This is a genomic window from Micromonospora sp. ATLC20 (assembly GCF_057196585.1).
Map to the genome: position 1 here is coordinate 1 of NZ_JBXUOV010000031.1, position 11,783 is coordinate 11,783.

At 70.7% G+C, this 11,783-nt stretch carries 12 protein-coding genes and 1 tRNA gene; 7 read left to right on the forward strand and 6 right to left on the reverse strand.

Annotated features, from left to right (window positions below; all coding sequences use genetic code 11):
* The first annotated feature begins 74 nt into the window (after positions 1-74).
* Both AC2CHG_RS09820 and AC2CHG_RS09825 read left to right on the forward strand, forming a co-directional pair.
* Positions 75-743 (forward strand): hypothetical protein, encoded by a 669-nt coding sequence (locus tag AC2CHG_RS09820; protein WP_366618391.1) that lies wholly within the window; start codon positions 75-77, stop codon positions 741-743.
* Between the two features lie 258 nt (positions 744-1,001).
* Positions 1,002-1,844 (forward strand): PSP1 domain-containing protein, encoded by an 843-nt coding sequence (locus AC2CHG_RS09825; protein WP_484524592.1) that lies wholly within the window; start codon positions 1,002-1,004, stop codon positions 1,842-1,844.
* A 123-nt stretch (positions 1,845-1,967) separates the two neighbouring features.
* Here the strand turns inward: AC2CHG_RS09825 and AC2CHG_RS09830 are convergent, their stop codons facing one another.
* Positions 1,968-3,698 (reverse strand): metallophosphoesterase family protein, encoded by a 1,731-nt coding sequence (locus tag AC2CHG_RS09830; RefSeq protein WP_436971606.1) that lies wholly within the window; start codon positions 3,696-3,698, stop codon positions 1,968-1,970.
* A 133-nt stretch (positions 3,699-3,831) separates the two neighbouring features.
* Here AC2CHG_RS09830 and AC2CHG_RS09835 point away from each other — a divergent pair.
* The 3 genes from AC2CHG_RS09835 (at position 3,832) to AC2CHG_RS09845 (ending at position 6,270) form a co-directional block, all read left to right on the forward strand.
* A tRNA-Thr gene (locus tag AC2CHG_RS09835) sits at positions 3,832-3,908 on the forward strand.
* Positions 3,909-4,618: 710 nt separating this feature from the next.
* Positions 4,619-5,125 carry a SigE family RNA polymerase sigma factor gene (locus tag AC2CHG_RS09840; protein ID WP_274477211.1) on the forward strand — a complete coding sequence of 169 codons (507 nt, stop codon included), beginning with the start codon at positions 4,619-4,621 and terminating at the stop codon, positions 5,123-5,125.
* Positions 5,122-6,270, forward strand: coding sequence for a hypothetical protein (locus AC2CHG_RS09845; protein WP_366618388.1), 1,149 nt, complete (start codon positions 5,122-5,124; stop codon positions 6,268-6,270). Before AC2CHG_RS09840 ends, AC2CHG_RS09845 begins: the two co-directional genes overlap by 4 nt.
* Before the next feature lie 46 nt (positions 6,271-6,316).
* Here AC2CHG_RS09845 and AC2CHG_RS09850 read toward each other — a convergent pair whose 3' ends face one another.
* The 4 genes from AC2CHG_RS09850 to AC2CHG_RS09865 form a co-directional block, all read right to left on the reverse strand.
* On the reverse strand, positions 6,317-6,583 hold the full coding sequence (locus tag AC2CHG_RS09850) for a hypothetical protein (protein ID WP_366618386.1): 267 nt from the start codon (positions 6,581-6,583) through the stop codon (positions 6,317-6,319).
* A gap of 266 nt (positions 6,584-6,849) precedes the next feature.
* The gene (locus AC2CHG_RS09855; RefSeq protein ID WP_366618384.1) at positions 6,850-7,632 is read right to left on the reverse strand and encodes a hypothetical protein; all 783 of its coding nucleotides are present in this window, start codon (positions 7,630-7,632) and stop codon (positions 6,850-6,852) included.
* Positions 7,633-8,040: 408 nt separating this feature from the next.
* Positions 8,041-8,700 carry a hypothetical protein gene (locus AC2CHG_RS09860; RefSeq protein ID WP_484524593.1) on the reverse strand — a complete coding sequence of 220 codons (660 nt, stop codon included), beginning with the start codon at positions 8,698-8,700 and terminating at the stop codon, positions 8,041-8,043.
* A gap of 82 nt (positions 8,701-8,782) precedes the next feature.
* Positions 8,783-9,643, reverse strand: a complete 861-nt coding sequence (locus AC2CHG_RS09865; protein ID WP_366618380.1) for a helix-turn-helix transcriptional regulator — start codon at positions 9,641-9,643, stop codon at positions 8,783-8,785.
* Between the two features lie 96 nt (positions 9,644-9,739).
* Here AC2CHG_RS09865 and AC2CHG_RS09870 point away from each other — a divergent pair, with 96 nt between their 5' ends.
* Positions 9,740-10,462 (forward strand): SDR family oxidoreductase, encoded by a 723-nt coding sequence (locus AC2CHG_RS09870; protein ID WP_366618378.1) that lies wholly within the window; start codon positions 9,740-9,742, stop codon positions 10,460-10,462.
* 1 nt (position 10,463) lies between these two features.
* Positions 10,464-10,886 (forward strand): Atu4866 domain-containing protein, encoded by a 423-nt coding sequence (locus AC2CHG_RS09875; RefSeq protein WP_262015361.1) that lies wholly within the window; start codon positions 10,464-10,466, stop codon positions 10,884-10,886.
* Positions 10,887-10,940: 54 nt separating this feature from the next.
* Here the strand turns inward: AC2CHG_RS09875 and AC2CHG_RS09880 are convergent, their stop codons facing one another.
* Positions 10,941-11,768, reverse strand: coding sequence for a TrmH family RNA methyltransferase (locus AC2CHG_RS09880; protein ID WP_484524594.1), 828 nt, complete (start codon positions 11,766-11,768; stop codon positions 10,941-10,943).
* Positions 11,769-11,783: the final 15 nt, after the last annotated feature.

The following is an 11,783-nucleotide window of genomic DNA, read 5'->3' on the forward strand; positions in this document are numbered from 1 at the left end:
CCGCTGCCCAGCCCCGCCGACCGCTACGCCGCCGCCGACGACGCGGTCGCCCGGCGGCTGGCCCGGGAGGCCTGATGGACGCGCTCGACCGCCTCGCCGAGCCGGGGCTCGACCTGCTCGTCCGCGTCGACACGCTGCTGGCCGCCGGCGCGCCCGAGGGGCACCGGCTCTGGCCGCTGCTGCGCCGCATGCAGGTGCTTCCCGGCGCGGCCGTGCGCGAGTTCCTCGACCTGCATCCCGCGCCGCTGACCGGTGCCGGCCACGCCGTGCGCCGGCTCGTCCGGGGGTACGACGACACCTGCGCACTGCTGGCCGACCAGGTCGCCTGGTCCGGTGCCGCCGCGTCGGCGTACGACGAGGCACGTGCCGCCCTGCTGCGGCACCTGGACGAGGGTCCGGACAGCCTGGTCGGGCGGCTGGAGTCGACGGCGGGCTACGCCGACGCGCTGGCCGGCTGGGTGGAGGGCAGCCGGGCCGCGCTGGCCCGGGCGCTGGCCGAGGTGCTGGGCTCGGCCGAGGCGGTCGCGGTGCACGCGGCGACGAGGCCCGGCGCCGAGGCCGGACGGGCCGGGGCGTCGGCCGCCGCCGAGATCGCGACGAGGGTGCTGGGTGTGCTCGGGGTGGCCTACGACGGCGCCGAGACGCTGCTGCGCCAATGGGGGCCGAGCCTGGCCGAGACACAGTGGCGGGACCGCGCCACCACCGCCCCGCGCTACGGCGGCACCACCCGGATCGGCTATTGACGGCCCACGGCGTCGCGCGCCGATCCGGCCGTGGCCGGGTGACGGCGGCGACGCCGTGGCCTTCCTGCACCCCCCGCAGGTATGCCTTCACTCAACGCGTCCGGGCGGTGTTTGTCAGGGGCCCCACGGAGATTCAGCCGTCCGGGCGAGGCGATGGGGCCGGTTCGGCCGGGTCGACGTCGATGATCGCTGCGGTGGGTGACCGGGCGGCGACAGGTGCGCCGTGCGGCGGTCGTCGATCCGCGTAGGGTGTGGCGTATGGGCATGCTCTGCGCGGTCAGCTTCAACCGGTACGGGCGCCTCTACTACCTCGACCCGGGCGAGCTGCGCCCGCAGGTGGGCGACCGGGTGCTGGTGCCTACCGACGAGGGGCCCGAGGTGGCCGAGTGCGTGTGGGCCGCGCAGTGGGTCAGCGAGGACACCGACAGCTTCCCGAAACTGGCCGGGATCGCCGGCGACGACGACCTGCGCCGCGACGAGATGCTGCGCCGGCGCAAGGCAGAGGCGAAGGTCGCCGCCAAGCGGCTGATCCGCGAACACGGCCTGCCGATGAAGGTGGTCGCCGTCGACCACGTCCTTGCCACGCCGGAGAACGGCAGTGACCGCACCACCATCTACTTCACCGCGCCGCACCGCGTCGACTTCCGCTCGCTGGTCCGCGACCTGGGCGCCACGCTGCACTGCCGGGTCGAGCTGCGGCAGCTCTCCGCCCGCGACTCCGCGCGGGTGCAGAGCGGCATCGGTTCGTGCGGTCGTGACCTGTGCTGCGCCACGTTCCTGACCGACTTCGAGCCGGTGACCATCCGGATGGCGAAGGACCAGGACCTGCCGCTCAACCCGTTGCGCATCTCCGGGGCGTGCGGGCGGCTGATGTGCTGCCTGAAGTACGAGCACCCGCTGTACCAGAAGTTCCAGGAGTCGGCCCCGGCGGTCGGCAGCCGGGTGTCCACGCCGCAGGGCGAGGGCAAGGTGGTCGGCCACAGTGTCCCGCGCGACGCGGTGACGGTCCGGCTGGACGCGGACGGCTCCCGCTCGATGTGCTCCCGGGCGTCGGTGTGCGGCCCCAGGCAGGCCCACGACCAGCACTACCCCCAGCCCTGACCCTGCGCCTTCCCCGCCCCCTCTCCCTCGGGTCGTTCCCGTCGATCATGAAGTTGGCGGTCGAACCAGTGATCGACTTCGCCGCCAACTTCATGGTCAACGGGGTGAGTCGGCCGGGTGGGGTCAGCGGATGACGATGGGGGGCTCGGCCAGGCGGGGGGTCAGGGGGGTCTTCGGGGTCAGCCAGGAGGCGGTGGGGGACTGGTCGGGGTTCAACTGCCAGTCGTGGGACACCTTGTCGACGGCGATCGGGTAGATCGTCAGCGTGCCGTCCCTGTCGATCCGGAGGCGCAGGAACGCCTTCGAGTCCTCGATGCCCTGCCCCGCGAACAGCTCGTTCAGGTTCACCCCGAACGCTCCAGCCACCAGCAGGTAGAGCGCGACGAGCTGGCTGGCGACCAGCCCGCTCACCGGGCCGTAGAGCACCACCGCGGCGACCGCCGGCAGCGGCCACGGCCAGTCGTAGAACGGCAGCTGCAACCAGACCCACGTGCCGCCGGCGGCGAGGGCTATCTGGGCCAGCCCGTGCGCCACCCCGAGGATCCAGTGCCGGGCGTGCCGTTTCCCTCCCGCCGTGGGCGGCTTGGCGAAGAACACCGCGCCCATCATCGCCACCACCAGCATGATCGCCAGCGGCACGCTGAACAGCCGCTGCTCGGTGGTGCCCACCCGCTGCACCGCCACCCCGGCCATCGCCAGCATCAGCAGCGTGTGCAGGGTTCCGAGCAGCGTGGTGAAGCCCGGGTTACGGAACGGCAGCCGGGCGAAGATCCCCCAGCCGTACCGGCGGGAGCGCGCCTTGTCCGGGTAGCGTGCGGCAAGGTCGTACTCCTGGGTGTTGCTGGCCCGGCGGGTCAGCGTGTCACGCGGCGGCACCTCCAGCTTCTCCGGCAGCCGGTGCGTGGGGTAGAGGTAGGCGCCGCCACCGCCGCACGTGATGAGCTGCCGGTCCGTCCCGGCGTAGCGGGCGTAGTGGTGCAGGTCGCCGGAGATCAGCACCCGCACCTGCGCGCCGGTGGGCGCGACGAGGGTACGGATGAAGTAGTCGATCGAGTCGTACGCGTTGGGGTGGTCGACGGCCTTGACCCAGGTCGGCGCCGGCACCGCCAGGATCACCTTGGACTCCGGGGTGAGCTTGCGGGCCACCTCGTCGAAGTAGGTGAGCTGCGGGTCGTCCAGGTACGAGCCGGACTGGTCGTCGAGGCCGAGCAGCCACCAGCCGGCCGGCAGCTCGACGGCGAAGTAGGAGCGCGACTGGCCGGTGCCCCAGCCGCCGAAGTGCCGGTCCCGGGTACGCACGAACAGGCGCAGGAACGCGGTCAGCCCGTCGTACCAGTCGTGGTTGCCCGGCACCGCGAACAGGGTCGGCTGCTCCGGCGGGGCAACAGGCAGCGCAGACTGGTACGGGCCCTTGCAGCGGTCCTCGTACGCCTCGTAGCCCGCCGCCGGGTAGACCTGGTCGCCGCCCATCACCAGCGTCTGCGCGCGGGGAAGGCGATGCCCGTCCACTGTCAGCTCGGGTTGGGCGAGCAGGTACGCCACCGAGTACGTGGCGTCGAAGCCGTCACCCAGGTCGGCCACGTAGTCCAGCCAGAGCCCGCCGTCCGGCCCGACCTGCCGGAACGTGCCGTCGCCGAACGCGTTCTGCAACTCGCGCTTGTCCAGGTACGCCCCGAACAGCATGGCCAGCAACGTCCGTAGGCCGGTGCTGATCAGCAGCAGTGGCGCGAGCCACGGCACCGGCCGGCGCGGGGTGAAACCCAGCTCCCGGGGGTCGATGCTGCGGGGGCGGCGGGTGGCCCGCTCGCCGGGATGCGCCTCGGGAGCCGGTGGTCGCGGCGGTTCGTCGGTCACCCGCCGCAGGGTAGTCCGGACCGGGCGCGAAGTCTCTCCCGTAGCGGGGCGGATGTGGCCCGGTGTCCGGGTTCGGGGGTGGGGGGATCCGGTTCGGCTTCCGGCGGGGCGTGCCGTACACTTGACGATCGTTGCCGCCTTAGCTCAGTCGGCTAGAGCGACGCACTCGTAATGCGTAGGTCGACGGTTCGATTCCGTCAGGCGGCTCCATGGAAAGGCCCAGGTCACCGGCTTGATCGCCGATCATGACCTGGGCCTTTTGCCTACCGTCGCAGGGCCGAGCAGCCAAGCGAGCAGCCAACCTATTCACCCGCCCACAGCGCCCCCTCCAGCCGCGAAGCCGCTTCCCGTGCGATCTCCGGAGCCACGTGGGCGTAGATGTTGAGGGTGACGTAGGCCCGCCCGCCGGATGATCTCCCGGAACGACCGGTGGTCGTTGCGCGGATGGATGGGCGTGCCAACGGCTGTCGCGAAGACCAGAGCCGGATCAGCCCAGCTGTCAGCGTCGAACCGTTCCGCCGCCTTGGGCCTGGTGAAGCATTGGTTGTGCTGGCCGTGATGCCCCAGCTTGGGCGATCAATGCCGGTCGTGAGCATGCTGGCGCAGCACGGCGAGACGTCCGCAGCGGCGAGGCAGCAAGAAGGCAGCACGAAGCCTGAGCAGGGATGACCAGGAGCATCAAGAGGCGCTGGCCTTCAGCTGCTTGCCGATGCCAGTCAGCACGGTTCGGTAGCCGTCAAGAGTTCGAGTCCGCATCCCCCGCCGGGGGTCATGTCCGACGCAGGATGCTGGGCGGGCGCTGCGGGTGAGATCCACGCAAGCCGGCTGCTGAGTCGGTGATGACCTGGGCGTTGACGCCGGGGCAACCGTCGCATCGAGTCAAGGCGTAGATGAGGGGCAGGCCCGACGGAGGAGGACGGTTGGCCGACCGAACCGAATACGACCAATTCGTGGTCGACCGATCGCCCCGATTGCTGCGGGTCGCCTACCTGCTGACCTGCGACTGGGCGGCGGCCGAGGACTTGCTGCAGACGGCTCTGGTGAAGGCCTGGTTCGCGTGGCATCGGGTGCACGGCGATGCCGAGGCGTACATCCGCCGGACCATCGTCAACACCTACGTCTCCTGGCGCCGTCGCCGCTGGACCGGCGAGATCCCGCAGGCGCTGCCCGAACGCATCGAAGCAGCCGACCGAGTGACGGAATACGTCGAACGAGATGCGTTGTGGCGGATGCTCGCCGAGCTCCCGCGACGGCAGCGGGCAGTCATCGTGCTGCGGTACTTCGAGGACCTCACCGAGGCCCAAATCGCCGAGACGCTCGGTATCAGCGTAGGCACCGTCAAGAGCCAGGCCAGCAAGGGTTTGGCGAAGCTCCGCACGCATCCCGCGCTAGTCGACAGCCCAGACCAGAAGGAGCTCCTCCCTTGACCGTCGAAGAGGAGCGCCTGCGCCGTCTCCTGACGACGCAGAGCGCTGAAATTCCGACCGGCGTGGACCGTGTGGGCATGCTGCACCGTCGCATTGCCCGGCAGCGACGGGTCCGCGCCGCGGGCGTCGTCGCCGCCGTACTGCTGGTGACCACCGGGACGTCGGTCGGCCTGGTCACACGTCAACCCGCCGACTCGACGCCGTCGCCCATGGCCAGCATCACCTCGGCCGCCCCGGCTCCAACGGCCACGGCCAGCCCGGTGCCTCCACCGGCCGACGAACTGCTGCCCGAGTATCTCCGCGGATATCGCCGGATCCTGGCGCGCGAGATGACGCTGCCACGGCAGTCAAGCATCACCTTCACCTTCACCCCGCAGACGGCAGACTTCCAGCTGGGCATCCGATGCGACGATCGACTGGGCGCGGGCTCGGCGCCGGGCCGATCCGACCACCTGATTCAGGTCACGGTCAGCAAGGCCGTGATCGGCACCGGTGACTGCAGCTCGTCGCCGCAGCCCGGCACAGTGCTGGTCGGCGCCGGGATGAACGGGCATTATGAACAGTGGAGCGATCTTGGCGTTCGGGCGGGAAAACCGGTGACGGTCACCGTCAAGATCGGCAAGCCGCTGGTCGCCGACAACAGGGACGCGCGGCCGGGTGACCCGAGCCGCCTCACCGGCACGATGGCGGTCGGTGTCTACACGCCGGTGCCGTTCGAGCAATTCCCGATACCGCCTCGGCCCGCGGAGTTGGTCGATCTGGACACGGCAGGGGAGTTGGTGACTGGCAATCCGGCTCAGCCATTCCCTGATCAACTCGGTGAGCTCGACGCCCGCGCCCTTGCATCTCCGAACGGATCCCACCAGCTCGACTTGGCCATGCCGTTGCAGCTCGACATCTTCATCTGCGCCGTGGCGCCCGGCCGGATCCGCGTACTGGTCGACGGAAAGGAGGTTGAGCGGCGAGCGTTCTACGACTGGAGCGGCGAGTGCTCGACGGGTGGCGCGTTGGCCGTTGAATACGACCTGCCGCCCAGGTTCAAGGTGCCTGCCCGGACCGGGCAACGGGTCACGGTCACGGTCATCGCCGACAGCTTCACCGTACCCGGTTGGCGGGTTGGCCTCGCTCGCGGCGCCGCCAGCTGACCCGAACGGTCCGGCTGCGGTAAGCGATCCGCCGGCCCGACGCCGATCAGACGGTCACATCGAGCAGCCAACCCAGCGAACGACAGCGGACAATCGCGGACTCCAGCACTAGGCCGAGGAGGAGGACCAAGCGGCGGACCAGCACCGGGGGACCGACTCGTAATGCGTAGGTCGACGGTTCGATTCCGTCAGGCGGCTCGGTACAGAAGCCCAGGTCATCGGCCTGGGCTTCGCCGTTTCTTGAGGCGTCGGTGAGGTCGATGAGCGAGAGCTCGGCTTCCCCTGGATCCGCGCTTTCGGCCAGAGCCTGCATTCCAACCACTGCGACCGATTTTCGTGGCATGGATCGAGGCCGTGAACTCCGGGGATGTTGAGGCATTGCGCCAGGCGCACGAGGCCATCTATCCGGCCGTGACGCCGCTGATCGATAGCAAAGCGGCCAGTACGTGGTACGTCGGGTGGTCGCCACGGGGTACGACAGGCAGGTCCCGGGCCTACCCGCACAGGTCGGGCCGGCGACGGTGCGAGGACATGCCGCCAGCCGGCATCCCGGCGGGCGGGGCCTGCCGAACCGCTCTCTCAGTCCAGCTTCGGTTGTTCGTACAGTTCGCGGGCGGACAGGTTCACCGCGCTGCCGTCTGCGAGGCGGACGGTCAGTGTGGTGGTGTTGCTGCTCGACTCGTCGGGGCCTTCGGGGTAGCAGGCGCCGAAGTAACCGTCGCGAAGGGTTGCCCGCGCCGTCCGTGACGAATCGCCATCCTTGGTCCGCAAGTTGATCTCCACACGCGTCACCTGTGAGCCGACGTGTCCCGCCATGATCCGGACGTAGCCTTCGTCGGTGCGTAGTTGACCCCACGAGTACATCTCGACACCCCCGGCGCCGAGCCGCTCGGTGCTGGTCAGAACGGTAAGGATGCTGGTATTCGTCACGTCTCCGTTGCGATCGCGGAAGCATGTCTGGCTTCCGGCCGGCGACACGGCGTTCACGTATGCGTACTCGCCGCGTTTTTCACCGATGACCACCCTTGCGACGCTCGCGTCCTGGGCAGGCAGGCATTTGCTGACGAGGTCGCGTGCCTCGGTATCCGAGATCGGACTCGGCTCGGGCGTCCACGACGCAAACACGGGACCAGCGTTGACAAGTGTCAGGCTGAAGGCGACAGCGGCGGCGAGCGCTCCGGCCGCACCGGCGATCACCAGGCGAGGCCGACGGTGCGGTGTGCGCGCTGGTGCCGGGCGTGGTCGCCGATCAGTGGCGACGATCCGCTCGAGCAATTCTCGCGCGGGTTCCTGCGCGACGCGTGCGGGAACCGGGACCGCGGCAGCGCGGATTGTCTGGTCGAGGACATCGTCGTCGGTCATGCGGAGCCTCCGCGTCGTGAGGGGCCGGCCGTTGCAGGGACGTTTGTGAGTTCGCTGTTCGGCCGCTGACCGAGATGCTGACGCAGGCGGCGGCAGGCGCGCAGCAGGCGCAGACTGAACACGGCCGGGAAATGCCCAGTACGTGTGCTGCCTGCGGCCCGGTGAGGTCTTCGAACGCGGTCAGCGTCGGCACTTCCTGATCGGCGGGTGACAGGCGCTGCCAAGCCTTCACCAGGTCGATGCGGGTGGCCGCGAGGTCCGCCTCGGCACTGCTCGGAGCATCGGGTTCCTGGAGGACGCGAAGCGCGAGGCTCTGCTGCCGCTGGTCGCCGTGAGCGGCCCGCATCCAATCCGCATCCCGCGTTGCGACCGCCTCGTCCAGCCGGGTGGGCGACCGCGTCCAGGTCGTCACCGAACAGAGCCACGTACAAGTCCAGGTGATGGTGTGGGGGAGTCGGACCAGACGGCGGCAGCCGCCCAGGCCAGCAGTATGCCCATGGTCAGACCGGGCGGCAGGTACCAGAACGTGAGGAAACCGGCCGGTGGCGTCAACGGCAGTGCCGCGACGAGCGCCCACGCGACGCGGCGTGGCAGCACACCGCATCGCAGCCCTTGCAGGCCACACCAGACGGTGCCCACCAGCGCCGTCAGCAGGGCCACGAGGTCGAAAATCCACCCGTACCCGGGGCTGTTGTATTCCAGGCCGATCGCGATGGCCGCGGTGAGGAGCCCGTACCGCGTGAGGCGTCGAGGCGTCGCGGTGGCGTGGCCGGTCACCGTCCAGACGAGCGGCAGCGTCAGCAGCACCGACACGAAGAAGGGCCCACGCCAGATCCACGCCGGCTCCCCAGCGTCGAACAACGGCAGGTTATCGGCCATCCATCGCGCCGGAGCGGGGAGAGAGCTGACGGCTCGGCCGCCGCCGACCTCCCACTGCGTGGCCATCGCGGCGCCGAGCACCGCGGCGACCAGCGGCGCGAGAATCGCAAGGGCGCGCCGCCAGCGGGCGACCGCCCATCTGCCCGGGTCGGCGCGATCGGGTACGTGCCGCGGATGCTCCTGTCGCATCGGATGATCGTCCTCGCGCCGCTGGGAAATCCCATCAGGAGAACAGTCGGGATCACCGGTGGCACGTCGGCTGTAGAGGCCGTTACGAGGCCGTACGGGCCGTTCTGCCCGGAGCGGGCAGTTCGGCGGCCACCGTCCCCAGCAGCGCCAGGGCCTGCGCCGAACGACTGCCCGGCTCGGCCTGGTAGACGACCAGTTGCTGGCCCGTCGCACCGGCGACGGTGAGCGAGTCGTACGTGAGGGTCAGCTCGCCGACGTCGTGATGGTGGAACAGCTTCGCCTCGTGCGTCTTTCCCCGTACGTCGTGACGGGCCCACAGCCGGCGGAACTCCGGGCTTTTCAGCGAGAGTTCGCCGACCAGTTCGGTGAGCCGCGCGTCGTCGAGCATGTCGGCTGCGGCGGCCCGCAACGCGCCCAGGCTGGACCGCGCGACCCGGTCCCAGTGGGGATAGAAGGAGCGGGCCGCCGGGTCGAGGAAGACGAACCGGACGAGGTTGGGCTCGTCGGCCTCGAACAGCTTGGCGAACAGGGCGCGTCCGAGCCGGTTGGCAGCAAGCACGTCCGTCCTGCGGTCGATGATCAGCGCGGGTGTGTGCAGCCAGCCGTCCATCAGGCGCAGCAGGCTCGGCCGGACGGTCTCCCGCGTACCCCGCCGGACAGGCCTGCGGCCGCTCCTGGCCAGCAGGTGCAGATGCGCCACCTCCTCGGCGTCGAGCCCGAGGGTGCGGGCCAGGGCGTTCAGCATCTGTTCCGACGGATGCTGTTCCCGCCCCTGCTCCAGGCGCGCGTAGTAGTCGGTGCTGACCCCGGACAGCTGGGCGACCTCCTCGCGCCGCAGACCCGGCGTGCGGCGCCGGCCCGAGGAGACGATGCCGGCCTCCGCCGGACTGGTCGTCTCACGCCGGGCACGCAGGAACTCGCCGAGCGGATTGCTGCCGTCCACCACCCCAACATAACCGCGGCCGACCGGCCGCCAGCAGCCTCAGCCGGGGTGTGACGCACCCTGGTTGCAGCAGGCCGTACTCCGCACCGTGGAGTCATGGAATCCACACAGAAGGTCGTTCTGGTCACGGGCGCGAGCAGCGGGATCGGTGAGGCGACCGCGCTGCGTCTGGCCGCCGAGGGGCACGCCGTGGTCGCGGGCGCGCGGCGCCGCGAGCGGCTCGCCGCGCTCGCCCAACGGCACGACAACATCAGGGTACGGCGGCTCGACGTGGCCGACCGTGAGGACGTCGCGGCGTTCGTCGGCAGCGCAGTGGCTGAGTTCGGACGGGTCGACGTGCTCGTCAACAACGCGGGTCTGATGCCGTTGTCCCGGCTCGACGCCCTGCTGGTGGACGAGTGGGACCGGATGATCGACGTCAACGTCCGGGGTCTGCTGCACGGCATCGCGGCCGTCCTACCGGTCTTCCAGCGGCAGGGCAGCGGCCACCTGATCACCGTCGCCTCCGTCGGCGCGCACGAGGTGGTGCCGACCTCCGCGGTGTACTCGGCGACGAAGTTCGCCGCGTGGGCGATCACCGAGGGTCTGCGCCTGGAGGCCGACCCGAGCCTGCGGGTCACCACGATCACGCCCGGCGTCGTCGAGTCGGAGCTGGCCGAGTCCATCACCGACCCGGTGGCCCGGGAGGCGATGCGGGAGTACCGCAGGAACGCGATCTCACCGGACGCCGTCGCGCGAGCCATCTCGTACGCCGTCGGCCAGCCGGCGGACGTGGACGTCAACGAGATCATCATCCGTCCGACCCGGCAGCGAGGCTGACATGTCCGGCACCAACCACCGCAAGGCCGCCACCGTCTTCCTGACGGCGGCGCTCACCGCCTGCGGCACGGAGACACCGCCCGCGCCACGGTCCGCGCCGTCCGCGACGCAGGCGCGGCCCCCGGCCTCCGGGACCGTCCATCCGTACGTCGGGATGTGGGTCACCGCCGACGGCTACATCCGGCAGGAGCTGCTGCCCGACGGCCGGTACGACGAGGCGCGTGGCGACCGGGCGAGCGCCTACACCGGCCGGTACGAGGTGACCGGCGAGCACATCGACTACTGGGACGACAGCGGGTTCACCGCCGATGGCCGCTTCGACGGCGACGTCCTGCACCACGGCGGCTACCTGTTCTACCGGGAGGGCAGCGCTGCCCACCGGCAGGCGGCCTCGCAGCGGGCGTCCACTCGCCCGTCCGGATAGAGGAGCGCGCCGACCGACAGGGGAGCGCCGGGCGCCCCGGTGGCGGCGCGCCCGCTACCGGCGCCCGGCGCGCTGCCGGGCGGCCTCGTACAGCGCCACCGTCCCGGCCGCCGCCGCGTTCAGCGAACTCGCCGCCCCCACGATCGGGATGCGTACGGTCCGGTCACTGGCCTCCTGCCAGCCCTTGCTGAGTCCGTGCGTCTCGTTGCCGATGAGCAGGAGAGTGGGGCCGGTCAGGTCGTGCTCGGCGACGTCGACGTCCCCGTGCTCGTCCGTACCGATGATCTGGACCTGCGGAAGTCCGTCCGCGCGCACCGCGGCGACCCAGTCCAGGACGTCGCGGTGGCCGGCGACGCGCACCACTGGTACGGCGAACAGCGACCCGGTGCTGGCCCGGACCGCCTTCGGGTCGTACGGGTCGGCGGCGTGGCCTGTGATGATCACGCCGGATGCGCCGAAGGCGTCGGCGGAGCGGACCAGCGTGCCGATGTTGCCAGGGGTCTTGGGGCGGTCGAAGACCACCACGAGCATCGCCGGCCCGGCCGGGATGCGGGCCAGGTCGTCGGCGGGCTGCGCCACCACTGCGAGCAACTCGGGCGACTCCTCGTCCTTGCCGCTCAGTTCCCGCATCAGCTCCGGCGCGAGCGCGACCCGCCGGGCGTCGGCGCGGTCGAGCAGGTCACGGCACCAGCGGGACAGCGGCTGCCGGTCCGGGTACAGGAGCGCGCGGATCTCCCAGCCCTGCTCCAGGGCCACGGTGATCGGGCGTACCCCCTGGACCAGGAACTCCCCCGTACGCTGCCGCTTGGTGCGGTTGGTCAGCAGCGCCTGCCACTGCTGGAAGCTCGCGTTGCGGGTGGTGATCGTCAGGGTCTTCGCCACGCAGCCGATTCAACC

What these genes read in the sequence shown, in the direction of transcription:
- AC2CHG_RS09860 (WP_484524593.1), bottom strand. Translation starts at nt 8,700, where the DNA reads ATGCGACAGGAGCATCCGCGGCACGTACCCGATCGCGCCGACCCGGGC.
- AC2CHG_RS09825 (WP_484524592.1), top strand. Translation starts at nt 1,002, where the DNA reads ATGGGCATGCTCTGCGCGGTCAGCTTCAACCGGTACGGGCGCCTCTAC.
- AC2CHG_RS09820 (WP_366618391.1), top strand. Translation starts at nt 75, where the DNA reads ATGGACGCGCTCGACCGCCTCGCCGAGCCGGGGCTCGACCTGCTCGTC.
- AC2CHG_RS09875 (WP_262015361.1), top strand. Translation starts at nt 10,464, where the DNA reads ATGTCCGGCACCAACCACCGCAAGGCCGCCACCGTCTTCCTGACGGCG.
- AC2CHG_RS09870 (WP_366618378.1), top strand. Translation starts at nt 9,740, where the DNA reads ATGGAATCCACACAGAAGGTCGTTCTGGTCACGGGCGCGAGCAGCGGG.
- AC2CHG_RS09850 (WP_366618386.1), bottom strand. Translation starts at nt 6,583, where the DNA reads ATGCAGGCTCTGGCCGAAAGCGCGGATCCAGGGGAAGCCGAGCTCTCG.
- AC2CHG_RS09855 (WP_366618384.1), bottom strand. Translation starts at nt 7,632, where the DNA reads ATGACCGACGACGATGTCCTCGACCAGACAATCCGCGCTGCCGCGGTC.